The organism is Pseudotabrizicola sp. 4114 (assembly GCF_031457365.1).
Classification (GTDB): Bacteria; Pseudomonadota; Alphaproteobacteria; order Rhodobacterales; family Rhodobacteraceae; genus Pseudotabrizicola.
The window spans coordinates 706,663-730,290 of the sequence record NZ_JAVDWP010000001.1; the positions used below are offsets into that span (position 1 = coordinate 706,663).

The 23,628-nt window shown below is 64.9% G+C and carries 22 protein-coding genes and 2 tRNA genes; 17 read left to right on the top strand and 7 right to left on the bottom strand.

All coding sequences use genetic code 11. The features are described from left to right. Positions 1-18: 18 nt before the first annotated feature. The 6 genes from J2X53_RS03510 to J2X53_RS03535 all read left to right on the top strand — a co-directional run bounded on the left by J2X53_RS03510 (position 19) and on the right by J2X53_RS03535 (position 4,743). Positions 19-783, top strand: a complete 765-nt coding sequence (locus J2X53_RS03510; RefSeq protein ID WP_349036302.1) for a metal ABC transporter ATP-binding protein — start codon at positions 19-21, stop codon at positions 781-783. Further along, entirely contained in the window at positions 780-1,637 is an 858-nt protein-coding gene (locus J2X53_RS03515; protein WP_349036068.1) for a metal ABC transporter permease, read from the top strand. The genes J2X53_RS03510 and J2X53_RS03515 overlap by 4 nt, the downstream gene beginning before the upstream one ends. After that, entirely contained in the window at positions 1,630-2,499 is an 870-nt protein-coding gene (locus tag J2X53_RS03520) for a metal ABC transporter permease (protein WP_349036069.1), read from the top strand. Before J2X53_RS03515 ends, J2X53_RS03520 begins: the two co-directional genes overlap by 8 nt. 30 nt (positions 2,500-2,529) lie before the next feature. After that, positions 2,530-3,117, top strand: coding sequence for an imidazoleglycerol-phosphate dehydratase HisB (gene hisB, locus J2X53_RS03525; RefSeq protein WP_349036070.1), 588 nt, complete (start codon positions 2,530-2,532; stop codon positions 3,115-3,117). A 70-nt stretch (positions 3,118-3,187) separates the two neighbouring features. After that, positions 3,188-3,826, top strand: a complete 639-nt coding sequence (gene hisH, locus J2X53_RS03530) for an imidazole glycerol phosphate synthase subunit HisH (RefSeq protein WP_349036071.1) — start codon at positions 3,188-3,190, stop codon at positions 3,824-3,826. Then, positions 3,814-4,743: a glutaminase gene (locus J2X53_RS03535; RefSeq protein WP_349036072.1), complete on the top strand. Its 930-nt coding sequence runs from the start codon at positions 3,814-3,816 to the stop codon at positions 4,741-4,743. The genes hisH and J2X53_RS03535 overlap by 13 nt, the downstream gene beginning before the upstream one ends. Before the next feature lie 97 nt (positions 4,744-4,840). On the opposite strand, the gene J2X53_RS03540 is transcribed toward J2X53_RS03535, so the two are convergent. Further along, positions 4,841-5,242 carry a DUF2147 domain-containing protein gene (locus J2X53_RS03540; protein WP_349036073.1) on the bottom strand — a complete coding sequence of 134 codons (402 nt, stop codon included), beginning with the start codon at positions 5,240-5,242 and terminating at the stop codon, positions 4,841-4,843. A gap of 135 nt (positions 5,243-5,377) precedes the next feature. On the opposite strand from J2X53_RS03540, the gene hisA reads away from it, so the two are divergent. The 3 genes from hisA to J2X53_RS03555 all read left to right on the top strand — a co-directional run bounded on the left by hisA (position 5,378) and on the right by J2X53_RS03555 (position 7,260). Continuing rightward, a complete protein-coding gene (gene hisA / locus J2X53_RS03545; RefSeq protein WP_349036074.1) occupies positions 5,378-6,097 on the top strand; it encodes a 1-(5-phosphoribosyl)-5-[(5-phosphoribosylamino)methylideneamino]imidazole-4-carboxamide isomerase in 720 nt (239 codons plus the stop codon). 72 nt (positions 6,098-6,169) lie between these two features. Continuing rightward, complete coding sequence (gene hisF / locus J2X53_RS03550) at positions 6,170-6,931, top strand: imidazole glycerol phosphate synthase subunit HisF (protein ID WP_349036075.1); 762 nt, start codon at positions 6,170-6,172, stop codon at positions 6,929-6,931. Continuing rightward, complete coding sequence (locus J2X53_RS03555; protein ID WP_349036076.1) at positions 6,928-7,260, top strand: phosphoribosyl-ATP diphosphatase; 333 nt, start codon at positions 6,928-6,930, stop codon at positions 7,258-7,260. The genes hisF and J2X53_RS03555 overlap by 4 nt, the downstream gene beginning before the upstream one ends. Positions 7,261-7,362: 102 nt before the next feature. On the opposite strand, the gene J2X53_RS03560 is transcribed toward J2X53_RS03555, so the two are convergent. Together J2X53_RS03560 and rlmB are read right to left on the bottom strand one after the other, a co-directional pair. Then, positions 7,363-7,785 carry a CoA-binding protein gene (locus J2X53_RS03560; RefSeq protein WP_349036077.1) on the bottom strand — a complete coding sequence of 141 codons (423 nt, stop codon included), beginning with the start codon at positions 7,783-7,785 and terminating at the stop codon, positions 7,363-7,365. A gap of 154 nt (positions 7,786-7,939) precedes the next feature. After that, positions 7,940-8,749: a 23S rRNA (guanosine(2251)-2'-O)-methyltransferase RlmB gene (gene rlmB, locus J2X53_RS03565; RefSeq protein WP_118153347.1), complete on the bottom strand. Its 810-nt coding sequence runs from the start codon at positions 8,747-8,749 to the stop codon at positions 7,940-7,942. A 129-nt stretch (positions 8,750-8,878) separates the two neighbouring features. Here rlmB and J2X53_RS03570 point away from each other — a divergent pair. Further along, positions 8,879-8,962: transfer RNA gene (locus J2X53_RS03570), tRNA-Tyr, on the top strand. Positions 8,963-9,159: 197 nt separating this feature from the next. Beyond that, on the top strand, positions 9,160-9,486 hold the full coding sequence (locus tag J2X53_RS03575) for a hypothetical protein (RefSeq protein ID WP_349036078.1): 327 nt from the start codon (positions 9,160-9,162) through the stop codon (positions 9,484-9,486). 67 nt (positions 9,487-9,553) lie between these two features. Here the strand turns inward: J2X53_RS03575 and J2X53_RS03580 are convergent. After that, positions 9,554-9,628: transfer RNA gene (locus tag J2X53_RS03580), tRNA-Gly, on the bottom strand. Between the two features lie 153 nt (positions 9,629-9,781). Next, positions 9,782-13,243 carry a pyruvate carboxylase gene (locus J2X53_RS03585; RefSeq protein ID WP_349036079.1) on the bottom strand — a complete coding sequence of 1,154 codons (3,462 nt, stop codon included), beginning with the start codon at positions 13,241-13,243 and terminating at the stop codon, positions 9,782-9,784. 227 nt (positions 13,244-13,470) lie between these two features. Between J2X53_RS03585 and J2X53_RS03590 the strand changes: the two genes are divergently transcribed. Continuing rightward, the gene (locus tag J2X53_RS03590; protein ID WP_349036080.1) at positions 13,471-15,849 is read left to right on the top strand and encodes a UvrD-helicase domain-containing protein; all 2,379 of its coding nucleotides are present in this window, start codon (positions 13,471-13,473) and stop codon (positions 15,847-15,849) included. 80 nt (positions 15,850-15,929) lie between these two features. Here J2X53_RS03590 and J2X53_RS03595 read toward each other — a convergent pair whose 3' ends face one another. Beyond that, on the bottom strand, positions 15,930-17,075 hold the full coding sequence (locus tag J2X53_RS03595) for a benzoate/H(+) symporter BenE family transporter (protein ID WP_349036081.1): 1,146 nt from the start codon (positions 17,073-17,075) through the stop codon (positions 15,930-15,932). Positions 17,076-17,753: 678 nt separating this feature from the next. Continuing rightward, positions 17,754-17,969: a DUF1127 domain-containing protein gene (locus J2X53_RS03600; protein ID WP_349036082.1), complete on the bottom strand. Its 216-nt coding sequence runs from the start codon at positions 17,967-17,969 to the stop codon at positions 17,754-17,756. Between the two features lie 255 nt (positions 17,970-18,224). Between J2X53_RS03600 and J2X53_RS03605 the strand changes: the two genes are divergently transcribed. The 5 genes from J2X53_RS03605 (at position 18,225) to J2X53_RS03625 (ending at position 23,626) form a co-directional block, all read left to right on the top strand. Then, on the top strand, positions 18,225-19,310 hold the full coding sequence (locus J2X53_RS03605; RefSeq protein ID WP_349036083.1) for an Mrp/NBP35 family ATP-binding protein: 1,086 nt from the start codon (positions 18,225-18,227) through the stop codon (positions 19,308-19,310). A 651-nt stretch (positions 19,311-19,961) separates the two neighbouring features. Then, complete coding sequence (locus J2X53_RS03610) at positions 19,962-20,465, top strand: division/cell wall cluster transcriptional repressor MraZ (RefSeq protein ID WP_349036084.1); 504 nt, start codon at positions 19,962-19,964, stop codon at positions 20,463-20,465. A gap of 1 nt (position 20,466) precedes the next feature. Next, on the top strand, positions 20,467-21,474 hold the full coding sequence (gene rsmH, locus J2X53_RS03615) for a 16S rRNA (cytosine(1402)-N(4))-methyltransferase RsmH (protein ID WP_349036085.1): 1,008 nt from the start codon (positions 20,467-20,469) through the stop codon (positions 21,472-21,474). After that, positions 21,474-21,836: a cell division protein FtsL gene (locus J2X53_RS03620; RefSeq protein WP_349036086.1), complete on the top strand. Its 363-nt coding sequence runs from the start codon at positions 21,474-21,476 to the stop codon at positions 21,834-21,836. The genes rsmH and J2X53_RS03620 overlap by 1 nt, the downstream gene beginning before the upstream one ends. After that, on the top strand, positions 21,833-23,626 hold the full coding sequence (locus tag J2X53_RS03625) for a penicillin-binding protein 2 (RefSeq protein ID WP_349036087.1): 1,794 nt from the start codon (positions 21,833-21,835) through the stop codon (positions 23,624-23,626). Before J2X53_RS03620 ends, J2X53_RS03625 begins: the two co-directional genes overlap by 4 nt. Positions 23,627-23,628: the final 2 nt, after the last annotated feature.

A 23,628-nucleotide genomic window follows, 5' to 3' on the forward strand; every position in this document is an offset into this window, starting at 1 on the left:
GCGGAGAGCAGATGGCTGATGCAGGCCGGGAATGACACGGCAAAGGACGACGCGCTGCAGGTGCAGGGGCTGACCCTGCGCTACAATGATGTGCTGGCGCTGGATGGTGCAACGGCGCGCTTTCCCACCGGCAGCATGACCGCGATCATCGGCCCCAATGGGGCAGGCAAATCCACCTTTCTGAAATCGGTGCTGGGGTTGGTCGAAGCCGAGGGCACTGTCAAAGCTTTTGGTGGACCGGTCGCGACAGCAATGCCCCGCATTGCCTATGTGCCGCAACGCGCGGCGGTGGACTGGAGCTTTCCGGTCCGGGTGATCGACGTGGTGCTGATGGGCTGCTACCGCAAGACCGGCCTTCTGGGCCGGATCGACCGGCGGATGGCGGCGCATGCCATGGCGGCCCTCGCCCGCGTCGGCATGCAGGATTTTGCCCGCCGCCAGATCGGGGCCTTGTCGGGCGGCCAGCAACAGCGGGTGTTTCTGGCCCGCGCTCTGGCGCAGGGGGCAGACCTGTTCCTGCTGGACGAGCCCTTTGCCGGGGTCGATGCCGCCACGGAATCTGCAATCATCACGGTGCTGAAATCGCTGCGCGACAGCGGGGCCACCATCATCGCCGTCCATCACGACCTGACCACCGTGGCCGCTTATTTCGACCGGGTTCTGCTGATGAACCGCCGCACGCTGGCCGAAGGTCCGGTGGCCGAGACCTTTACCCGCGCCGCATTGGCGCAGGCTTACGGTCCCGCGCTGATGCTGGACCCGACCGGGAGCTCTGCCGCATGATCTGGCAGGCCCTGTTGCTGCAAGGCGGGTACAATTCCGTGCTGGTCAGCCTCGGGGCCGCGCTTCTGGGGGCTGCGGCAGGGGCTGCGGGGGCGTTTCTGACCCTGCGCCGCCGGTCGCTGATGTCGGATGCGATGGCCCATGCCACGCTGCCGGGGATCGGGCTGGCGTTTCTGGCCATGGTGGCGCTGGGCGGCGATGGCCGCTTTCTGCCCGGGTTGATGCTGGGCGCGGCCCTCACCGCTGCGGCGGGCCTGTGGGCGGTGCAGCGGCTGGCGCGGCAGATGCACGAAGATGCGGCCACCGGCGCGGTTCTGGCCAGCTTTTACGGCGCGGGCATTGTGCTTCTGACGCTGATTCAGGGCCTTGGCACCGGCCGCCCGGCGGGCTTGGAAACCGTGCTGCTGGGCTCAACTGCCGGAATGTTGCGCGCCGACGCGCTGGTGATCGGCTTTGGCGGTCTTGCGGTCAGCTGCGCGCTCTGGGCGCTGCGCCGCCCGCTCGCCATGGTCGCCTTTGACCCGCTGCATGCCCGGATGATGGGCGTCAACCCGCGCCGGATGGATGCCGCCCTGATGGCGCTGGTGCTGGCGGTGGTGTTGGTCGGCTTGAACGTGACCGGGCTGATCCTGATCGTGGCGCTGCTGGTCACCCCCGCCGTCACCGCACGGTTGTGGAGCACGACCGTCACCGGCACCGCCACGCTTTCGGCGCTGATCGGGGCCGCCTGCGGCTATGTCGGTGCCGCGATCTCGGCCTCGGTGCCCGACCTGCCCACCGGCCCGGTCATCGTGCTGCTGGCGGCAGGCGTTTTTGCCCTGACGCTGCTGCTGCGGGGCCACCGCGATGGATGAATTTCTCTATCTCTCGCTGCCGCCGATGGTGATCGCCTCACTCGCCGCCATCGCCTGCGTGTTGCCCGGCAATTTCCTGCTGCTGTCGCGCCGCGCCATGCTGGGCGATGCGATGAGCCATGTGGTGCTGCCCGGCATCGTCGCCGCCTTCCTGCTGACCGGGTCGGGCAGCGGCGTGGTGATGGGGGCAGGGGCCCTTGCCGCCGCAGGTCTCTCTGCGCTGCTGATCGAATTCGTCACCCGCCGCGCGCAGATGGAGCCGGGGGCGGCGATGGCCGTGGTGTTCACCGCGATGTTCGCGCTGGGTGTGGTGCTCTTGGAGACCACCGGCACCTCGGGCGTGCACCTTGATGTCGAACACGCGCTCTATGGCAATCTGGAAAGCCTGATCTGGCTGGGCGCTGCCCCGCCCGAGCTCTGGCGCCTTGCGCTGATCGCGGCGGGGCTGGGTCTGGCGCTGCGGCTGGTCTGGCGGCCGCTGGTGCTCGCCACCTTCGACCCGGTGTTTGCGCAGACCCAGGGCATTCCCGTGGCCTGGCTGCGCGCGGGGTTGACCGCCGCCACGGCATTGGCCGCTGTCGCCGCGTTTCAGGCCGTCGGCTCGATCCTCACCATCGCCATGCTGATCTGCCCCGCCGCCTCGGCGCGGCTGCTGACCCGCACCCTGCCGTCGCAACTCATCGCCTCGCTCGGCTTCGCCGTCGCCTCGGCGCTTCTGGGCTATATCCTGGCGGGCTATGCGCCGCTCTGGGTGGGCCTGCCCTTCACACTGTCGGCCTCTGGCATGATCGCCACGGTCTCCGGCCTGATGCTGGCCAGCTCTGCGCTGATCGCTTCCCATCGCGCCCGCGCCGCCCTATAAGGCCGCGAACCCAAACGTGAGGCCACGCCGATGCGCACCGCCGAAATCACCCGCACCACCGCCGAGACCGAGATCACCGTCTCGATCAACCTCGACGGCACCGGCACTTATGACGTGGACACCGGCGTCGGGTTTTTCGACCACATGCTCGACCAGCTTGCGCGGCATTCGCTGATCGACATCACCCTGCGCGCCAAGGGCGACCTGCACATCGACGACCACCACTCGGTCGAGGATTGTGGCATCGCGCTGGGTCAGGCCCTGACCCGCGCGCTTGGCGACAAGACCGGCATCCGCCGCTACGGCCACTTCGCCCTCGCCATGGATGACACCCAGATCTCCTGCGCGCTTGATTTGTCGGCGCGTCCGTTCCTGGTCTGGAACGTCGATTTTCCGACCCAAAAGATCGGCACCTTTGACACCGAACTGGTGCGTGAATTCTTCCAAGGGTTCTCCACCCATGGCGGCATCACCCTGCATGTCGACCGCATTCACGGGCTGAACAGCCACCACATAGCCGAGGCCGCGTTCAAATCCGTCGCCCGCGCCCTGCGCATGGCGGTCGAACCCGATCCGCGCATGGCGGGCCAGCTGCCCTCTACCAAGGGCGCGCTCTAACCCATTTTCTGTCTTCAAATATCCCCGCCGGAGGCTCCCACAGTCCCGCCGGGCGCAAGGGCCCAGGATCATGCTCACCGTCCTCGTCGATTACGATAGCGGCAACCTGCACTCCGCCGAAAAGGCGTTCCAGCGCATGGCGGCAGAGACCGGCGGTGGCGAGATCCTCGTGACCTCGCGCCCCGAAGATGTGGCACGCGCCGACCGCATCGTGTTGCCCGGTGACGGCGCTTTCCCGGCCTGCCGCCGCGCGCTTGGCGATGTCGGCGGCTTGTTCGAGGCGATTGAAGAGGCGGTGACCCTCAAGGCCCGGCCCTTCCTCGGCATCTGCGTCGGCATGCAGATGATGGCGAGCTGGGGCCGCGAATATAGCGACACCCCCGGCTTTGACTGGGTGCCGGGCGAGGTGGTGAAAATCACTCCCGCCGATCCGGGCCTGAAAGTCCCGCATATGGGCTGGAACGATCTGGTGATCGACAACCCCCATCCGGTGCTGGCGGGGATCGAGACCGGCGATCACGCCTATTTCGTCCACTCCTATCACTTCCGCGTCACCGATCCGGCGCATCGGCTGGCACATGTCGATTACGCAGGCGATGTCACCGCCATCATCGGGCGTGGCACCATGGTCGGCACCCAGTTTCACCCGGAAAAATCGCAAGCCACCGGCCTGCGCCTTATTGCCAATTTCCTGCAATGGAAGCCGTAAACCCGGCTGATCTTCAGTCAATCCTTGACGAAATCGCACATTCGATGGCGGCAGCGACCGACCGGGGCCAGCCGGCCACCTATATCCCCGAACTGGGCCGCGTCAGCCCCGATCAGTTCGGCATCGCGCTGTGTCTGCCGGATGGCCAACAGCTGAGCGCGGGCGACGCCGCCACCCCGTTCTCGATCCAGTCGATCTCCAAGGTCTTTACCCTCGCCATCGCGCTTGGCCGGCTTGGCGATGCGCTCTGGGCCCGCGTCGGGCGCGAACCCTCGGGTGCTGCCTTCAACTCCATCGTCTCGCTCGAACATGACCGGGGTATTCCGCGCAATCCCTTCATCAACGCCGGGGCCATCGCCGTCACCGATGCCATCCTGCAGGGCCTGCAACCCCGCGACGTGCTGGCCGAACTGCTGCGCTTTCTGCGCATGGCGGCCGAGGATGATGACATCCACATCGACAAAGCCGTGGCCGCCTCTGAGCTCGCCCATGCGCACCGCAACACGGCCCTCGCCGAATTCATGGCCGCGCATGGCAATCTGCAAAACCCCACAGCGCTGACCATCGGCACCTATTGCCACCAATGCGCGGTGGAAATGTCCTGCCTGCAACTCGCCCGCGCCGGGCGCTTTCTGGCAGGGCTGCCCGGTTGCCCGCGCCCGGTGTCGCCGTCCCGCATCCGCCGGATCAACGCGCTGATGCTGACCTGCGGCCATTACGACGCCTCGGGCGATTTCGCCTATCGTGTTGGTCTGCCGGGAAAATCCGGGGTCGGCGGCGGCATCCTCGCCATTGCCCCGGGGCGTGCCAGCATCGCGGTCTGGTCGCCCGGCCTCAACGCGCAGGGCAATTCCAAACTCGGGGCCGAAGCGATGGAGCATCTTGCCCGCGCCACCGGCTGGTCGGTGTTCGGCTGACCGCCGCGCCGGCAAACCCGGCTCCGCCATTCCCGCACAGCAAAAAGCGCGCGGCCCTCCGCCGGGCCGCGCGCTTCTGTTCCAAGCCCGATGCCTGTTACTTCACCCGGCTCCAGGTGCCGCCGTCGCGGCAGATCCCCAACACGCAGCCGGAAATCGCCAGACCATTGCCCTGCAACACCATCTTGGCGTTGTAGGTCTTGTTGCGATCCGGCGACCAGACCTTGCCATCGGCGTAGGCGCCGCCGCCCTTGGCTTGCATATCCCAGATGATCCGCTTGCCGACATTGTCGGATTTGATCTCCTTGCCCGACCCGTCAAAGGCCTTGACCAGCGTGCCACAGACGGCAGCGCCGCAGGTCTGCACCTGCACATGGCCAAAATTGCCGTTGTCATCCGGCTTGGTCTTCCAGATGCCGACTGCCGGATCGGCAAAGGCGGTGGAAGCGGTGAAAATAACGGCGGCAGCCAGTGCCACCCGTTTCGCGAATCTGTTCATTCCGGGCTCCTCCCTGAAGCTGTTCAAAGCATCCGCAATCCACCCCCACCCTTGCAAGCATGACGTGGGGTCGCGCGGCTCTTGGCATCGCGCGCCTGCCATGCCAAAGGGGGGCAAAGCCAGAAAGGGTGCGCCATGATCCTCTATCCCGCGATTGATCTGAAAGACGGCCAATGCGTCCGCCTGCTGCGCGGCGAGATGTCCGCCGCCACCGTCTTCGGCGACGACCCCGCCGAACAGGCCGCCAGGTTTCAGGCGGCAGGTTGCGACTGGCTCCACCTTGTCGACCTCAACGGCGCATTCGCAGGCCAGCCGGTCAACGCGTCGGCGGTCGAGGCGATTCTGGCCCGCATCACCGTGCCCGCGCAGCTTGGCGGCGGCATCCGCGACATGGCCACGATCGAGATGTGGCTGTCAAAGGGCCTCGCCCGCGTCATCCTCGGTACCGTGGCGGTGGAAAACCCCGATCTGGTGAAAGAGGCCGCCCGCGCCTTTCCCGGTCAGGTGGCCGTCGGCATCGACGCCCGCAAGGGCTTTGTCGCCACCAAAGGCTGGGCGACCGAGACCGAGGTGCAGGCCACCGACCTTGCCCGCAGCTTTGAAGATGCCGGCGTCGCCGCCCTGATCTACACCGACATCGACCGCGACGGCGCGATGCAGGGCCCCAACATTCCTGCCACCGAGGCTCTGGCGCGCGCGGTCTCGATCCCGGTCATCGCCAGCGGCGGCGTCTCGTCGATGGCCGACCTTGCGGCGCTGAAGGCCACGGGCGTCATCGCCGGGGCGATCTCGGGCCGCGCGCTCTACGACGGGGCCATCGACCTCGCCACCGCCCTCAAAGCCCTGAAATCCTGATTGCTGCTTTCAAAATACTCCGGGGGCAGCGCCCCCCTTTCCCCGCCCAACCACACGCGCTAGGGTCCGCATATGCTGAAAATCCGCATCATCCCCTGCCTTGATGTCGCCGATGGCCGCGTGGTCAAGGGCGTGAACTTCGTCAACCTGATCGACGCGGGCGATCCCGTCGCGGCCGCGCGCGCCTATGATGCGGCGGGCGCGGATGAGCTGACCTTTCTCGACATCCACGCCACGCACGAAAATCGCGGCACCATGTTCGATCTGGTCACCCGCACCGCCGAGCAGTGCTTCATGCCGCTGACCGTCGGTGGCGGCGTGCGCACGCATCACGATGTGCGCGCACTGCTGCTGGCCGGGGCCGACAAGGTCAGCTTCAATTCCGCCGCCGTCGCCAACCCCGATGTGGTGGCCGAGGCGGCAGACCGCTTCGGCAGCCAGTGCATCGTGGTCGCCATCGACGCCAAGACCGTGGCTCCCGGCAAATGGGAGATTTTCACCCATGGCGGCCGCAAACCCACCGGCATCGACGCGGTGGAGTTTGCCCGCACCGTCGCGGCCAAGGGGGCGGGGGAGATCCTGCTCACCTCGATGGACCGCGACGGCACCAAGGGTGGCTACAACCTGCCGCTCACCCGCGCCATCGCCGATGCCGTCAGCATCCCGGTGATCGCCTCCGGCGGCGTCGGCACGCTCGACCATCTGGTCGAGGGGGTGACCGAAGGCCACGCCTCTGCCGTGCTGGCGGCAAGCATCTTCCACTTCGGCACCTTTACCATCGGTCAGGCCAAGGCCCATATGGCCGCTGCCGGCATCCCCGTGAGGCTGACATGACCAACCCCGCCGTGCCCCATACCCTCGACCGCCTCGCCGCCACCATCGCCGCCCGCAAGGGGGCCGACCCCGAGTCCAGCTGGACCGCCAAGCTGCTGGCCAAAGGCCCCGAAAAATGCGCCGAGAAATTCGGCGAAGAGGCGATCGAGGCGATCATCGAGGCGGTCAAAGACGACCGGGCAAAACTGACATCCGAGGCGGCAGATGTGCTCTACCACCTCTTGGTCATGCTCACCGCCCGCGACGTGCCGCTGGCGGATGTGCTGGCCGAACTCGACCGGCGCGAGGGGGTGTCGGGCCTTTCTGAAAAGGCAGCGCGGCGGACATGACAGGAGAGTGAGTATTTTTGCCAAGATGAAAGGGCAAGCAATCCTCTTTTCATTCATCTTGGCCTAAATACTCATCTTGCGCCGCCAAAGCCGGGGCTGCGGCTACAGACCCAGACGCGGGATCTCTATCGCCGGGCAGCGGTTCATCACCACCTGCACGCCGCGTGCGCGGGCGCGCGCTGCCGCGCCCTCATCCTCGACCCCCAGCTGCATCCAGACACAGACCAGCTCGGGAAACCGCGCCAGCGCCTCATCCACCACCGCGCCCGCCTCTTCGGAGCGGCGGAAGATGTCGACCATGTCGACATGCCCCTCGATCTCGGACAGGCTGGCGCGCACCACCTCGCCCAGCGCCACTTGCCCGGCCTGACCGGGATTGACCGGAATCACCCGGTAGCCCTGCCGCGCGAGATAGGCCGCCACCCGGTGGCTGGGCCGCTCGGGTTTGGGGGACCAGCCGACCAGCGCGATGGTGCGGCTGCGGGTCAGGATATCGGCAAGGCGGGCATCTTCGGCAGCGGTCATGGGGTCACCTGTCAGGAAAGCCGGAAAAAGAAAAAGGCGCCACGGGGATGAACCCGGGCGCCCAGTCGTGGAACGAGGGACAGTGAATGAGAAACGGGAGTTCCAACCCGCAACTCGTCATATGGAGATAAGAACTTTAAGGCGCCCTTAAAGCTCATGTCGCGCTTTTGTGAACCACCCGCTGGCTGGCGGCATACAGCGACACCGCAGCGGCGTTGGACACGTTCAGGCTGCCAAAGGCGCCGGTATAGGGGATTCGCGCCAGATAATCGCAGGTCTCCCGGGTTTTCTCGCGCAGGCCCGGCCCCTCGGCCCCCATCACCAGCGCGATCGGGCGCTTGTTGGCCAGATCGAGCGCGCCCTCCAGCGTGTGTTCGGCCTCGCCCTCCAGCCCGATCAGGATATAGCCCATGTCGCGCAATTCCTGCATCGCATCCGACAGATTGCCGACCCGCAGATAGGGCTGGCGCTCCAACGCGCCGCTGGCGGTCTTGGCCAGCGCGCCGGTCTCTGGTGCCGAATGGTGGCGCGGTGCGATCACCGCCCGCGCGCCGAACACCTCGGCGCTGCGCAGCACCGCGCCCACGTTATGCGGATCGGTCACCCGGTCCAGCAGCACGACCAGCGGCGCACCCGCGCCCGAAATCGCCACATCGGCCAGCTTGCCCCAGTTCAGCGGCCGCACCTCCATCGCCGCGCCCTGATGCACCGAGCCGTCGTCAATCGGCACGTCAAATTTGCGCGGGTCGGCAATCTCGGGCTCGATCCCCGATTGCGCCACTGCCTCTTCCAGCTTGTCGAGCGCGTTCTTGGTCAGCACCAGCCGCAGCTTTTCGCGGGCCGGATTGACCAGCGCATCGCGCACCGCATGCAGGCCGAACAGCCATACGGTCTCCTTCGCATCGGCGCGCTTGCCGCGTTCCTTGTCGATCACCCATGTCGGTTTGGTGGTTCCGGTCTTCATCATGCAGCCCATTGTTTCTGGCTTTGCAGAATGCGGCGGGGCAGGGGGGATGCGCAAGCCGAAACTCTTGGCCAGCCATTGCATTCGGTGCTTGACGCCCCCCGGCCCCTTGGGTATTCCGCCCCCGTCGGGTGACGAGCTGCAAGGTGCGGCAGCGGACTGTAACTCCGCCGGGGAGACCCACGCCTGGTTCGATTCCAGGGTCACCCACCATCTTTCCAGATGGGGACCGACAACCGAGAAAACCGCCTCCGGGCGGTTTTTTCATGTCTGCGGACAGCCCGCAAATCCCCCGCATCGCCCTGCGCAGGTAGGGATTGCCAGCCTTGACGGATTTCGGGACGGCCAGCACCCTTTGATCTGTTTCGCGGCAAACCGACTGTTTTTCACCCGTATTTTCAGAGGTTCTCATGACCACTCTGCTCTGGCTCGCGCTTGCGACCGTGCTGACGATATCAGGCGATTACCTGATCAAGCTGGCAACCCTGTCGCCGCAAGGTCTGCGCTCGGCACAGTTCGCCATAGGCGCGCTGTGCTATGGCGCCCCGGCGATTGCCTGGTATGCGCTGATGCAGACCCACAGCCTTGCCATGGTGGCGGTGCTTTATTCCACCGCGACATTGATCCTGCTGACCCTGTTGGGGGTATTCGTGTTCCGTGAAAGCTTTGGCCTGCGCGACGGGCTTGGCGTCAGCCTTGCCCTTGCCGCCGTTCTGGTGATGCACAAACCGGAATAGCGCGCGCAGAATGCGAGGGGGCAGAAATGAAAAAGGGCAGCCGAAGCTGCCCGTTTTCAGACCGAAATGGAGCGGGCGAGGCGATTCGAACGCCCGACCCTAACCTTGGCAAGGTTATGCTCTACCCCTGAGCTACGCCCGCACCGTTTCGGTAAGCGGTGATTTAGGGGATGGCGCGGATGCCTGCAAGAGGAAAATGCACGCCCCGTCGCATTTTTCGCAAAGACCCGCAAAGGCCCAATGAAAAAAGGCCCCGGCATCATGCCGGGGCCTTCAAGCTTCTGGAATGCAAGGGTTATTCCAGCTCGATCAGCAGATCCTTGGCGTCGATCTGGCTGCCCGGCTGCACATGCAGCGCCTTGACCACCGCCTCGCGGTCGGCGTGCAGCCCGGTTTCCATCTTCATCGCCTCGATGGTCAGGAGCAGATCGCCAGCCCGCACCTTCTGCCCCACGGTGACGGCAATGCTGGCCACCGACCCCGGCATCGGCGCGCCGATATGGGCGGCGTTGCCCTCGGCCGCCTTGGGCCGGGCGGCGGTTTTCGCCTTGACCGCACGGTTGGGCACCCGGATCACCCGGGGCTGGCCGTTCAGCTCGAAGAACACCTTTACGTCGCCATCTTCCGACACATCGCCCACCGCCTGCAGCCGGATTTCCAGCGTTTTGCCGGGGTCGATCTCGGCGGTGATCTCCTCGCCCGAGGTCATGCCGTAAAAGAACGTCCGCGTCGGCAGAATCCGCACCGGGCCATACAGCCGGTGGCGGGCGCGATACTCCATGAACACCTTGGGATACATCAGGTATCCGTTCAGGTCTTCCTCATCCAGCATCTCGCCATCGGCCTCTTCCTGCCCCAGATGCAGCTCTTGCGACAGTTTGGCGCGCACCTCGTTCAGATCGACCGCTGGCAGCGTTTTGCCGGGCCGCTCTGTCAGCGGGGCCTCGCCTTTGAGCACCTTTTTCAGAATACCCTCCGGCCAGCCGCCATGCGGTTGCCCCAGATTGCCCTTGAGCATATCCACCACCGAGTCAGGAAACGCCAGTTCCACGCCCGGGTCTTCGACCTGTGCCCGGCTTAGTCCCTGCGCCACCATGATCAGCGCCATGTCGCCCACCACTTTCGACGATGGCGTCACTTTCACAATGTCACCGAACATCTGGTTGGCATCGGCATAGGCCTGCGCCACCTCGGGCCAGCGCTCTTCCAGCCCCAGGGACCGCGCCTGCGCTTTGAGGTTGGTAAACTGGCCGCCGGGCATTTCGTGCAGATAGACCTCCGACGCCGGGGCAGGGGTGCCCGATTCGAACGCGGTGTATTGCGCGCGGACCTGCTCCCAATAGTTGGAAATCTCGCGGATCGCGGCGATATCGAGGCCGGTATCGCGCTCGGTATGGCGCAGCGCCTCGACAATCGAGCCGAGGCAGGGCTGCGAGGTGCCGCCCGAAAACGCATCCATCGCCGCATCCACCGCATCCACGCCCGCCTCACAGGCGGCAAACACCGTCGCTGCCGCAGCACCCGAGGTGTCGTGGGTGTGGAAGTGCACCGGCAGGCCCACCTCCTGCTTCAGCGTCTTGATCAGCACCCGCGCCGCCGCCGGTTTCAACAGCCCCGCCATATCCTTGAGGCCCAGGATATGCGCGCCAGCCCCCTTCAGCTCCAGCGCGCGTTCGACATAATATTTCAGATCATATTTCGCGCGGGCCGGGTCCAGCAGGTCGCCAGTGTAGCAGATCGTGCCTTCGCAAACCTTGTTCGACTCCAGCACCGCATCCATCGCCACGCGCATATTCTCGACCCAGTTCAGCGAATCGAACACGCGGAACACATCGACCCCGGTCTCGGCCGCCTGTTTCACAAACGCCTGCACCACATTGTCGGGATAATTGGTGTAGCCCACGCCATTGCTGGCCCGCAGCAGCATCTGCGTCATCAGGTTGGGCATCTGGGCGCGCAGATCGCGCAGCCGCTGCCAAGGGCATTCCTGCAAGAAACGGTAGGCCACGTCAAACGTCGCCCCGCCCCAGCATTCCACACTAAAGAGCTGCGGCAGATGGGCGGCATAGGCGGGGGCCACCTTGATCATGTCGATCGACCGCATCCGGGTGGCCAGAAGCGACTGGTGCCCGTCGCGCATGGTGGTGTCGGTGATCAGCACCTTTTTCTGCGCGCGCAGCCAGTCCGCCACCGCCTGCGGGCCCTTTTGCTCCAGCAGGTTGCGGGTGCCCATCGCCGGTTCCGCGCGCACCTTCGGCGCTCTGGGGGCCTTGGCCTCGGCATGCGGCTTGGCGCGGCCCACGGTCTCGGGGTGCCCGTTCACGGTGATATCGGCGATATAGGTCAGGATCTTGGTCGCCCGGTCGCGCCGCTTGCGAAAGGCAAACAGGTCGGGCGTCGTGTCGATGAACTTGGTGGTATAGCTGTCATCCAGAAAGGTCGGATGCTTCAACAGGTTGATGACAAACTCGATATTCGTCGCCACACCGCGGATCCGAAACTCACGCAAGGCCCGGTCCATGCGAGCGATCGCCTTTTCCGGCGTCTGCGCATGCGCCGTCACCTTGACCAGCAGCGAGTCGTAATACCGCGTGATCACCCCCCCGGCATAGGCGGTGCCGCCATCCAGACGGATGCCATTGCCGGTGGCCGAGCGATAGGCGGTCAACCGCCCGTAATCGGGGATGAAATTGTTCAGCGGGTCTTCGGTCGTCACCCGGCATTGCAGCGCATGACCGTTCAGCTTCACACCGTCCTGCGATGCGACCCCGGTCGCCTCTGCCAGGGGCTTGCCCTCGGCAATCAGGATCTGCGCCTGCACGATGTCGATGCCGGTCACCTCTTCGGTCACCGTATGCTCGACCTGCACACGCGGGTTCACTTCGATGAAATAGAATTTCTCATCATCCATATCCATCAGGAACTCGACGGTTCCCGCGCATTCATAATTCACATGGGCACAGATCTTGCGGCCCATCTCGCAGACTTCGGCGCGCTGCGCTTCGGTCAGATAGGGGGCAGGGGCGCGCTCCACCACCTTCTGGTTGCGGCGCTGGACGGTGCAGTCACGCTCCCACAGGTGATAGATCTGGCCATGCTTGTCGCCCAGGATCTGCACCTCGACGTGGCGCGCGCGCTGGATCATCTTTTCCAGATAGCCCTCGCCATTGCCAAACGCCGCCTCGGCCTCGCGCCGGCCTTCGCGCACCTTGGCCTCCAGCTCGTCTTCCGACAGGATCGGCCGCATCCCGCGCCCGCCGCCGCCCCAACTGGCCTTGAGCATCAAGGGATAGCCCACCGCCTTTGCTTCGGCCTTGATCGCCGCCATATCCTCGCCCAGCACCTCGGTCGCAGGGATAACCGGCACCCCGGCCTCGATCGCCACCCGCCGTGCGCTTGCCTTGTCGCCAAGCGCCCGCATCGTCTCGGCGCGGGGCCCGATAAAGGTGATCCCCGCCTGATCGCAGGCCTCGACAAAATCGGGGTTCTCCGACAGCAGTCCATAGCCGGGGTGGATTGCATCCGCGCCGCACATCTTGGCCACCCGGATGATTTCCGGGATCGACAGGTAAGCCCCCACCGGCGACAGGCCCTCACCGATCCGGTACGCCTCATCCGCCTTGAAGCGGTGCAGCGACAGCTTGTCCTCTTCGGCAAACACCGCCACGGTTTTCTTGCCCATCTCATTTGCGGCGCGCATCACGCGGATCGCGATCTCGCCCCGGTTGGCGACAAGAATCTTGCTGAACTCGGGCATGGTCTACTCCTCAAAGACGTGGCAACCGCGCGGCACAGGCGCGTCATTCCGCCTCACTCTATTGGTGCCGCACTGCAGCGCAAGGGCGCTCTGGTCCCGGACTGCAAAGTTTGCGAAATATGCAGGCAGATGTTTGCACCTGCGAAATCCCGCCTTTCCGCAGCGAAAATGTGAACAAGTCACGAACAGACGCTTTTCATCCCGCCAATCCGGCGTATAAATGGCGCATGACCGATTGGGATGAAAACGACGCCTTCGAGGCCGCCGCCGCACCGCAACACGTGCCGCTTTCGCAACGTGCCATGGCCGCACGGCCTGCGCCCTACCTTGATGACCTGAACCCGGCGCAGCGCGCCGCGGTTGAGGCGCTGGATGGCCCGGTTCTGATGCTGGCTGGCGCAGGCACCGGCAAGACCAAGGCGCTGACCAGCCGCATCGTGCATCTTCTGAACACCCAGCGCGCCCGCCCGAATGAGATCCTGTCGGTGACCTTCACCAACAAGGCCGCGCGCGAGATGAAGGAACGTGTCGGTCGCCTGCTGGGGCAAGTGGCCGAGGGCATGCCGTGGATGGGCACCTTTCACTCGCTGTCGGTAAAGATCCTGCGCCGCCACGCCGAGCTGGCGGGGCTGAAGCCGAATTTCACCATTCTCGATACCGATGATCAGCTGCGACTGCTGAAACAGTTGATCGCGGCGGCGGATATTGATGAAAAACGCTGGCCCGCCCGCATGTTGGCCGGGATGATCGACGGCTGGAAAAACCGCGCCCTGACGCCGATGAACGTGCCCTCGGCCGAGGCGTCGGGCTTCAACAACATGGGCACCGAACTTTACGCCGCTTATCAGGAGCGTCTGCGCACCCTGAACGCCACCGATTTCGGCGACCTTCTGCTGCATTGCGTCACCATCTTTCAGGCCCACCCCGATGTGCTGGGCCAGTATCAGCGCTGGTTCCGCTATATTCTGGTCGATGAATATCAGGATACCAACGTCTGCCAATACCTCTGGCTGCGGCTCCTGGCGCAATCGCACAAGAACATCTGCTGCGTCGGCGATGACGATCAGTCGATCTACGGCTGGCGCGGGGCAGAGGTCGGCAATATCCTGCGGTTCGAAAAGGATTTCCCAGGTGCTGTCGTAATCAAGCTGGAGCAGAACTATCGCTCCACCGCCCACATCCTCGCCGCTGCCTCCGGCGTCATCTCTGCCAACAAGGGCCGTTTGGGCAAAACCCTGTGGACCGCCGGCGAGCCGGGCGAAAAGGTCCGCCTGATCGGCCATTGGGACGGCGAGGAAGAGGCGCGCTGGATCGGCGAAGAGGCCGAGGCCTTGCAGCGCGGCACCCGTGGCCTTGATCCGGTCAGCCTCGACCATCAGGCGATTCTGGTCCGCGCCTCGCACCAGATGCGCGCGTTCGAGGACCGTTTCCTCACCATCGGTCTGCCCTACCGCGTCATCGGCGGCCCGCGATTCTACGAGCGGCTGGAGATCAGGGACGCCATGGCCTATTTCCGCCTCGCCGTCTCGCCCGAGGATGATCTGGCGTTCGAGCGTATCATCAACACCCCCAAACGCGGTCTGGGTGACAAGGCGCAGGGCGACATCCAGCGCATGGCCCGCGCCGCTGGCGTGCCGCTGCTCGACGGCGCGCGTGAAGCGGTGGCCAAGGCCACCATCGGCGGCAAGGGCGGCGGCCAGCTGCGCCAGTTTGTCGAAGGCGTCGACCGCTGGCATCAGGTCACGCTGAACCCCGATTACAACCACATCGCCCTCGCCGAACAGATCCTCGACGAATCCGGCTACACCACGATGTGGCAAAACGACAAGACACCCGAGGCACCGGGCCGGCTCGACAACCTCAAGGAACTGGTCAAGGCGTTGGAACAGTTCGACAATCTGCAAGGCTTTCTGGAACACGTCAGCCTGATCATGGACAATGAGACCGAAGAGGCGTCCGAGAAAATCTCGATCATGACCCTGCATGCCGCCAAGGGCCTCGAATTTCCCGTGGTCTTCCTGCCCGGGTGGGAAGACGGCCTGTTCCCCAGCCAGCGCAGCATGGACGAATCCGGCCTGAAGGGCATCGAGGAAGAGCGCCGCTTGGCCTATGTCGGCATCACCCGGGCCGAACGCATCTGCACCATCTCCTTCGCCTCCAACCGCCGGGTCTATGGCCAGTGGCAAAGCCAGTTGCCCTCGCGCTTCATCGACGAGCTGCCGTCGGATCATGTCGAGGTGCTCACCCCGCCCGGCCTTTACGGCGGCGGCTATGGCGCGGCCGCCCCTGTCGGCTTCGGCTCCGGGCTGGAGGAGCGGGTGTCAAAAGCCGATGTCTACAACTCCCCCGGCTGGCGGCGCTTGCAGGCGGGCCAGTCCAACCGCCCGGTGCAGCAGCCAAAGGAGCAGCGCCACGTCACCATCGACGCCGAGGCGATTTCCGCCTTCACCATCGGTGACCGGGTGTTCCACCAGAAATTCGGCTATGGCAAAGTCACCGACATCGAAGGCGACAAGCTCGATGTCGATTTCGAACACGCAGGCCCCAAAAAACTCGTCGCCCGCTTCGTCATTCCCGCAGCAGAAGTGGACGACGTGCCGTTCTGACGATGGCAAAACCTTGACTGCCCTTGGCCATTCATCTTGGCAAAAATACTCAAATCCCACCGCAGCCCCAAGCGAAGCCCTCAGCCGCGCCGGGCCCGCTCCAGCCCGTAGATCACCAATCCCGCGACCAGCCCCCAGAACGCGGCCCCCACGCCAAACACCACCACGCCGGACCCGCCGACCGCCAGGGTGATCGTGGCCGCAAACCGCGTCTCTGCCACCGCAAACGCCCCGGCCAGTGCCCCCATCAGCGGTCCCAGCAGCGCCAGCGCGACCAAAGCCTCCATCACCTGCGGCGGCAGCGCGCCCAACAGCACCAGAATCGCGGGCGAACACAGGCCCAGCAGCACCCAGATCACCGCATAGGCCAGACCGACTTTCCAGCGCTGGTCGCGGTCGGGGTGAACATCATCGCCCATGCAGATCGCTGCCGTGATCGCGGCCATGTTGATCGTATGCGCGCCAAACAGCGCCGAGACGGCGGAAATCCCACCCGTTACCGCCAGCGCCCGCGTCACCGGCGGCTGATAGCCCGCCGCCCGCATCACCGCGAATCCCGGCAGGTTCTGGCTCGCCATCGTCACCAGATACAGCGGCAGGCCAAGCCCGATCAGCACGCCGATGTTCCAGTCGGGCATCACGAAGACCGGGGCAGGGGCCGGAAAGGTCAGGGCGGGCAACAGCGCGGCCCCTGTGCCAAAGGCCAAAGCCACCCCGGCCGCCAAAGCGGCCAGCACCGCCAGCGCCGGATTCCACAGCCGCACCAGCGCGAATACCGCCACCATCGGCAGCACCAGTCCCGGTGCCGCCTCTGCCGCCCCGGCCCCACGCAGACAGAACGGCAGCAGCACCCCCGCCAGCATCGCCGCCGCAATCCCGTCAGGGATCGCGGCCACCAGCCGGCTCAGGGGCCGCACCGCAGCGGTCAGCGCCACCAGCCCGCCCGCCAGCACAAAGGCCCCGACCGCCTCGGGCATGGTGATTCCGGTCGTTGCGGCGATCAGCGCAGCCCCAGGCGTGGACCACGCCAGCACCACCGGCACCCGGTTCCACACCGACAGCCAGGCCGACCCCACCGCCTTGGCCAATGAGATCGCCAGCACCCAGCTTGCGGTCTGACCCGCGTCCGCCCCCACCGCCAAAGCCGCCGCCAGCACCAGCGCGATGGTCGAACCATAGCCGACCAGCGCCGCGACAACCGCCGCTGAAATCAAGGAAATCCGCATAACGCCCCCGTTTGCCGCGACTATTCCGGTCCAGCCCGGCAACCGCAAGCCCTGAAAATGAAAACGGCGACGCCCAGGGAGGAGGAGGGGCGCCGCCGCATCATTCACGACCAACCCCAGGGAGGAGGAGGGGGTCGGCGTATCCGGGAACCCGAACCCCAGGGAGGAGGAGGGGGCGCAGGTTCCGCTTTTCAATCCAACCCCAGGGAGGAGGAGGGGGCAGGACCGAAGCCTGTGGGCGTCAAATCGCCCGGAATTCGGGTGCGGCGACCCCAGGGAGGAGGACGGGGCCGCCGCCATTCCGACCGGCTCAGGGAGGAGGAGGAGCCGTTCGAACTGTGCTGAGGGATGGAACCCTCGGATTTCGGGCGCGGCGACCCCAGGGAGGAGGAGGGGGCCGCCGCTGATCCGACCGGCTCAGGGAGGAGGAGGAGCCGTTCGAACTATGGTGAAGGACAGACCTTAAAAAGTCGTTCCCTCGAATGATCCGCGGCACCCTCAGGGAGGAGGAGAGAGGGTGCCGCTGTACCGATCGGCCTCAGGGAGGAGGAAGAGGCCGCTCGTATCAGATAGGAGCGCGTGCTCCGGTTTAAAGGGCGTCGGTATCAGGGAGGAGGTTGATACCGACGCTTTTGCTACAGACCCCAGGGAGGAGGAGAGGGGCCTCGCAAAGACAATTCACTTCCCGTAAGCAGCCTCGTTGGCAACACGGGTGATCATGGCGCGGTGAATGCCCAGATCAGCCAGTTCGCGGTTCGACAGCGCCTGCAGTTCGCGGACAGTCTGTTTGAACACCCGACGACGTTCCAGACCGACGCGAATGGTTTTGACGATGGCCGCAGCCCGGTCAGCAATGCCGTAGGAAGCGGCACGCGAGGAGTTTACATAAGCCATAGCACTCTAGCCTCTTGGTTCAGGTCCGTTGCAGCGTTCTGCTGCGTTGTTAGGGGTAACATGGGGCAAATGCTGCAACTGCACAATAGCATTGATGCGCAAGGCTGCCATGCACCGACCGCATGGCTCAACGTCACGGAAACGTCATTAATAACAGCGCCTTCGCGCAAAATTTGAGCAATTGGTCAAGCAATCCTTGAGCTTTGCTGCAAAGACCGCAACTGTGCTGCAACGACAGGCAAAAGGAAAACAGCAATGGGTGTCTCGCGCGATGATGTGATGGCGGCTCTGGCCGGAATCAGGCTGCCAGAGGGGGGGAGCCTTGTGTCTCAGGACATGATCCGGGCGCTCACACTCGACGAATCTGCCGATGGCCTGACCGTCCGCTTCGTGATCGAGGCCCCAAGTCCCGAAATCGCCCGCCAGATTGCCCCCCTGCAACCGCTGGCCGAATCGGCCGTGCGTGCGCTGCCGGGCGTCCATTCGGTTCAGGCTGTCACCACCGCCCATGGCCCTGCCGCCAAACCTGCCGCGCCCAGCCTGAAAATCGGCCAGCACCCCACCCCGCAACAGGGCGGGCCGCAAAAGCTGACCGGCATCGACCGCATCATCGCCATTGGCTCGGGCAAGGGCGGGGTCGGCAAATCCACCGTATCTTCAAACCTCGCCGTCGCCCTGGCGCGGCAGGGGCGTCGCGTCGGCCTTCTGGATGCCGATATCTACGGTCCCAGCCAGCCCCGGATGATGGGCGTCAACCGCCGCCCCGCCAGCCCGGATGGCAAGATCATCGAACCCATCGTGGCGCATGGCGTCACCATGATGTCGCTTGGCCTGATGCTCAAGGATGACGAGGCGGTGATCTGGCGCGGCCCGATGATCATGGGCGCGCTGCAACAACTCCTGACTCAAGTGGCCTGGGGTGAGCTGGATATCCTGCTCATCGACCTGCCCCCCGGTACCGGCGACATTCAGCTGACCCTGTGCCAGCGAACGCAGCTGACCGGGGCCATCGTCGTCTCGACTCCGCAGGATGTGGCGCTGATTGATGCGCGCAAGGCGCTGGATATGTTCCTCAAGCTGAAGACCCCGGTGCTGGGGTTGATCGAGAACATGTCGACCTTCTGCTGCCCCAATTGCGGGCATGAGACGCAGATCTTTGGCCATGGCGGGGTCAAGGCCGATGCCGCGCGCCTTGATCTGCCGTTCCTGGGCGAGCTTCCGCTGACCCTCGCGGTCCGCCAGGCGGGCGACTCTGGCACCCCCATCGCCGCCACCGACGCGCCCGAGGCCGAGGCCTATGCGCGGCTGGCCCACCGCCTGATTGCGGGCGGCATGGCCTGACCCAAGCCGGGACGGGCCGGGATCAGCCGGGAAACGCTGATCACGGCGAATCACGCAACCGGGATTTTCTGGGAAACCGGGGTGAAAACCCCGGTTTCTTGCGTTTCCGGGGTCATCGTCCTGTCATACAAGGCCATTTTGCGGCGCATTTACGCCCGGGCCGGAAAAATTCTCACCTTGGGCCGGGAAACTCTGGGAAAAAATGTCCGCACTACATTTAGCGTTCACGCGGACGTTACCGGCTATAAATTACTGCATCTTGTTCATAATGCCCTCTAGATGCTGTTGCAGACATGCCGCAGCACCACCATCCGCCCGCCTTTGCCCGAAAATTCCCGTTGCTTCCCAGATAATCCCATGGCATCCCTTGGTCATCGAAACGGGCAGTACGAACAGCAGCGGCAGCTTAAGACCGCAAACAGGCGAAACAGTCAGGCTTCATACAGGCAAACCCGTTTAGACAACACAGATCCGGCGCGCGAGCGAGCAGACATCTCCCCCAGGTGGCGCGCGTAGCTGGACGCCCAGCGATGGGACAGGCGGCGGATCGAGCAGTGGCAGCAGCTCGGTCCGCCGTATTCATTTCAGACCCCCGCACAGGGGGCGCAACGACGGAAAGGGACGGGCGCAAGCTCAGGCAATATGTCGGACATGTTTCGCGGTGAATACTACCAAAAGGTAGATTCCAAAGCCCGGGTCCTGATCCCGGCGCCGTTCCGACGTGTCCTCGATGCCGGCGATCCCCGCACCTCTGACACCCCCCGCACCCGTATGGTCATCGTTTATGGCGGCAAGAACCGTCAGTTCTGCGACTGCTATTCCATGGCAGGCGCCGATGCTCTGGCGCGCTGGGTCGAAACCATTCCATTGGGCAGCAAAGACCGGATCAAGGCCGAACGCGATCTGGTCACCCGCTCTGCGACCGTTGAAATCGATGACGATGGCCGCATCGTGCTGCCCGGGCCGGTCCGGGAAAAGCTGGGCATCACCCCCGAGATGATCAAGGAAGGCGTCGAATCCGCCCTTGCCGGTGCAACCGACCGCTTCTCGCTGTGGCGTGGCGATGTCTACCGCGATGTGTTCGGCGATGACGAAGATGAAGATGACGGCGAAGATGCCCTTGCGGTGGTTGGCCGTTACCCAAAGGTCGGGTGAGATGGCAGAGAACGGCGATCAGCAACAGGGTCGCGCCCCGCATATCCCGGTGCTTTTGCGCCCCATTCTCGACCTCTGCGCGCCGATTGGCGGGCTGTGGCTGGATGGCACCTTCGGGGCAGGGGGCTATGCCCGCGCGCTGCTCGATGCCGGGGCCGATGTGATCGGCGTGGACCGTGACCCGATGGCGCTGCAGATGGCAGAGGCTTGGCGCGGCACCTATGGCGACCGGCTGACGCTGGTGGCAGGCACCTTCTCCAACCTTGATCAGTACAGCGACACCCCCCTGGATGGCGTGGTGCTCGATCTTGGCGTCAGCTCGATGCAGCTCGATCAGGCCGAGCGTGGCTTTTCCTTCATGAAGGACGGCCCCCTGGACATGCGCATGTCGCAGGACGGCCCCTCTGCCGCCGATCTGGTCAACACCGCTGATGAAACCCGGCTCGCCGATATCCTCTATCACTACGGCGAGGAACGCGCCTCGCGCCGCATCGCAAAATCCATTGTCGAGCACCGCACCCGCGCGCCAATTGAAACCACGCTGCAACTGGCCGAAATCGTCGCCCGCTGCCTGCCACGCCCCAAACCGGGGCAAAGCCACCCGGCGACCCGCAGCTTTCAGGCGATCCGCATCGCGGTGAACACCGAATTTACCGAACTGGCCGAAGGGCTGATGGCCGCTGAACGCGCGCTCAAACCCGGCGGGCTGCTGGCCGTGGTCAGCTTTCATTCGCTCGAAGACCGCATCGTCAAACGCTTTTTCCAGCTGGCCTCCGGCACCGAGCCCAACACCAACCGCTACGCCCCGCAATCCACCCTGAACACAGCGCGGTTTGACATCGTGACCAAACGCGCTGTCGGCCCCGACGACCGTGAGCTCGATGAAAACCCGCGCTCCCGCTCGGCCAAGCTGCGCATTGGCCGCCGGACCACGGCGCCTGCCCAGACCCTCGATCCGCAGGCCCTTGGCCTGCCGGAACCGCCGCCCCAGAAGAAAGGACGCCGCTGATGCGCCCCGTCATCTATGTGCTGTCCTTCATCGCCGTGCTTGGCCTTGGATTCTGGGCGTACCGCGAACATTACGATACCCGTCAGGCCCTGCGCGAAGTCTCGGCGCTCAATTCCGAAATTGCAGGGTTGCGTGAGGCGCTTGCCCTGCAACGCGCCGAATGGGCCTACCTCAACCGCCCCGACCGCCTGCGCGAACTGGCCTCGCTCAACTTTGAACGTCTGGGCCTGATGCCGCTGGAGCCGACACAATTCGGCGATGCCGCCAACCTGTCCTACCCGGCGGTCGAGGAATTCTTCGGTGATATCAACAACTCCGTCATGGTCAACGGTCAGCTGAACGGCGAGGAGGAACCCCTATGACCCGCACCCCCCTCCGCCCGCTTGCCCGGATTCTCAAGGCCCGCGCCCAGGGTGAAAACCCCGATGTGATCGAGCGCGAAAATCTGCGCCTGCGTCATGAACAGATGCGCGATGTCTCGCGCAACCGTGCTGAAGTGCGCCTGCTGATCCTTGGGTTCTCGTTTTTCGTGGCCTTTTCCGCCATCGGCATCCGCATGGGCGCGCTGTCAGCGAGCGAAGCGGCCGAGCCGCGGTCGCTGGCTTCGGGCGCCGAAATCCTGGCCCAGCGTGCCGACATCACCGACCGCAACGGTCGGGTGCTGGCGACCAACATGCTGACCCATGCGCTGTATGCGCATCCCAAAGACATGGTCGATCCCGCCCGCGTTGCCACCGAACTGGCCGCGATCTTCCCCGAGTTGAAAGCCGATGATCTGACCCGCCGTTTCACCGATGGCCGCAGCTTCATCTGGCTCCGCAAGGTGCTCAGCCCCGAACAGATGCAGCAGGTTCACGACATCGGCGATCCCGGCCTGTTGTTCGGCCCGCGCGAGATGCGGCTTTATCCCAACGGCACGCTTGCCGCCCATATCCTTGGCGGCTCGTCCTTCGGGGCCGAAGGCGTGCATTCCGCCGAAGTCATCGGCACCGCAGGGGTCGAGCGGGCGATGGATGCCCGCCTGCGCGACCCGGCACTGGTCGCCACCCCGCTGGAGCTGTCGATTGACCTGACCGTGCAGGCGGCAGTCGAGGAAATTCTGGACGCGGGCATCACCATGATGAACGCCAAGGGCGGCGCCGCCATCATCATGGATGTAAAAACCGGCGAGATCCTGTCGCTGGCCAGTCTTCCCGCCTTTGACCCCAACAACCGTCCCAACCCGGTGCTGCCGAAAGACGCCGAGCCGGGCGACAGCCCGCTGTTCAACCGCGCGGTGCAGGGCGTGTACGAACTGGGATCGACCTTCAAGATCTTTGCCGCCGCGCAAGCCATGGAACTGGGCCTTGTCGGGCCTGACACCATGGTTGACGCCAATGCGCCGATGCAATGGGGCAAGCACCGCATCAAGGAATTTCAGGGCAAGAACTATGGCCCGCTGCTGTCGGTCACCGATGTCATGGTCAAATCCTCCAACGTCGGCACCGCCAAGATGGCGCTGCAGATCGGTGGGTTGCGCCAGCAGGCCTTTCTCAAATCGCTGGGCTTTTTCGAGGCCACCCCGGTCGAACTGACCGAAGCCCCCGGCGCGCGGCCGCTGCTGCCCGCCCGCTGGCCCGAAATCGTCACCATCACCACCTCTTACGGCCATGGCATGTCAGCCAGCCCGCTGCACCTCGCCACGGCCTATGCCACCATCGCCAACGGGGGAATCACCGTCAAACCGACGCTGATCAAACAGACCGGCCCGCGCCCCGGCACCCGCGTCATGCGCGAAGATGTGGCCGATGCCTCGGTGTCGATGCTGCGGCAGGTGGTGACACGCGGCACCGCCAGCATGGCCGAAGTGCCGGGCTACGAGGTGGCGGGCAAAACCGGCACCGCCGACAAACCCAAACGCACCGGCGGTTATTACAAAGACAAGGTGATCAACACCTTCGCCTCGGTCTTCCCCGCGTCGGACCCGCGCTATGTCGTGCTGGTCACCCTGGATGAACCCGTGGAAACCTCGGGCACCGAGCCGCGCCGCACCGCTGGCTGGACCTCGGTTCCGGTCGCGGCCGAGATCACCAGACGCATCGCGCCCTTGCTGGGCATCCGGCCAATGGTTGAAGCTCCCCCCGCGGATAGGCTAACAGCCGTGCGGAACTGAGG

Bases quoted from the DNA above. Each gene is read 5' to 3' on its own strand.
- J2X53_RS03510 (WP_349036302.1), top strand. From the start codon at position 19: ATGCAGGCCGGGAATGACACGGCAAAGGACGACGCGCTGCAGGTGCAG.
- J2X53_RS03515 (WP_349036068.1), top strand. From the start codon at position 780: ATGATCTGGCAGGCCCTGTTGCTGCAAGGCGGGTACAATTCCGTGCTG.
- J2X53_RS03520 (WP_349036069.1), top strand. From the start codon at position 1,630: ATGGATGAATTTCTCTATCTCTCGCTGCCGCCGATGGTGATCGCCTCA.
- hisB (WP_349036070.1), top strand. From the start codon at position 2,530: ATGCGCACCGCCGAAATCACCCGCACCACCGCCGAGACCGAGATCACC.
- hisH (WP_349036071.1), top strand. From the start codon at position 3,188: ATGCTCACCGTCCTCGTCGATTACGATAGCGGCAACCTGCACTCCGCC.
- J2X53_RS03535 (WP_349036072.1), top strand. From the start codon at position 3,814: ATGGAAGCCGTAAACCCGGCTGATCTTCAGTCAATCCTTGACGAAATC.
- J2X53_RS03540 (WP_349036073.1), bottom strand. From the start codon at position 5,242: ATGAACAGATTCGCGAAACGGGTGGCACTGGCTGCCGCCGTTATTTTC.
- hisA (WP_349036074.1), top strand. From the start codon at position 5,378: ATGATCCTCTATCCCGCGATTGATCTGAAAGACGGCCAATGCGTCCGC.
- hisF (WP_349036075.1), top strand. From the start codon at position 6,170: ATGCTGAAAATCCGCATCATCCCCTGCCTTGATGTCGCCGATGGCCGC.
- J2X53_RS03555 (WP_349036076.1), top strand. From the start codon at position 6,928: ATGACCAACCCCGCCGTGCCCCATACCCTCGACCGCCTCGCCGCCACC.
- J2X53_RS03560 (WP_349036077.1), bottom strand. From the start codon at position 7,785: ATGACCGCTGCCGAAGATGCCCGCCTTGCCGATATCCTGACCCGCAGC.
- rlmB (WP_118153347.1), bottom strand. From the start codon at position 8,749: ATGAAGACCGGAACCACCAAACCGACATGGGTGATCGACAAGGAACGC.
- J2X53_RS03575 (WP_349036078.1), top strand. From the start codon at position 9,160: ATGACCACTCTGCTCTGGCTCGCGCTTGCGACCGTGCTGACGATATCA.
- J2X53_RS03585 (WP_349036079.1), bottom strand. From the start codon at position 13,243: ATGCCCGAGTTCAGCAAGATTCTTGTCGCCAACCGGGGCGAGATCGCG.
- J2X53_RS03590 (WP_349036080.1), top strand. From the start codon at position 13,471: ATGACCGATTGGGATGAAAACGACGCCTTCGAGGCCGCCGCCGCACCG.
- J2X53_RS03595 (WP_349036081.1), bottom strand. From the start codon at position 17,075: ATGCGGATTTCCTTGATTTCAGCGGCGGTTGTCGCGGCGCTGGTCGGC.
- J2X53_RS03600 (WP_349036082.1), bottom strand. From the start codon at position 17,969: ATGGCTTATGTAAACTCCTCGCGTGCCGCTTCCTACGGCATTGCTGAC.
- J2X53_RS03605 (WP_349036083.1), top strand. From the start codon at position 18,225: ATGGGTGTCTCGCGCGATGATGTGATGGCGGCTCTGGCCGGAATCAGG.
- J2X53_RS03610 (WP_349036084.1), top strand. From the start codon at position 19,962: ATGTTTCGCGGTGAATACTACCAAAAGGTAGATTCCAAAGCCCGGGTC.
- rsmH (WP_349036085.1), top strand. From the start codon at position 20,467: ATGGCAGAGAACGGCGATCAGCAACAGGGTCGCGCCCCGCATATCCCG.
- J2X53_RS03620 (WP_349036086.1), top strand. From the start codon at position 21,474: ATGCGCCCCGTCATCTATGTGCTGTCCTTCATCGCCGTGCTTGGCCTT.
- J2X53_RS03625 (WP_349036087.1), top strand. From the start codon at position 21,833: ATGACCCGCACCCCCCTCCGCCCGCTTGCCCGGATTCTCAAGGCCCGC.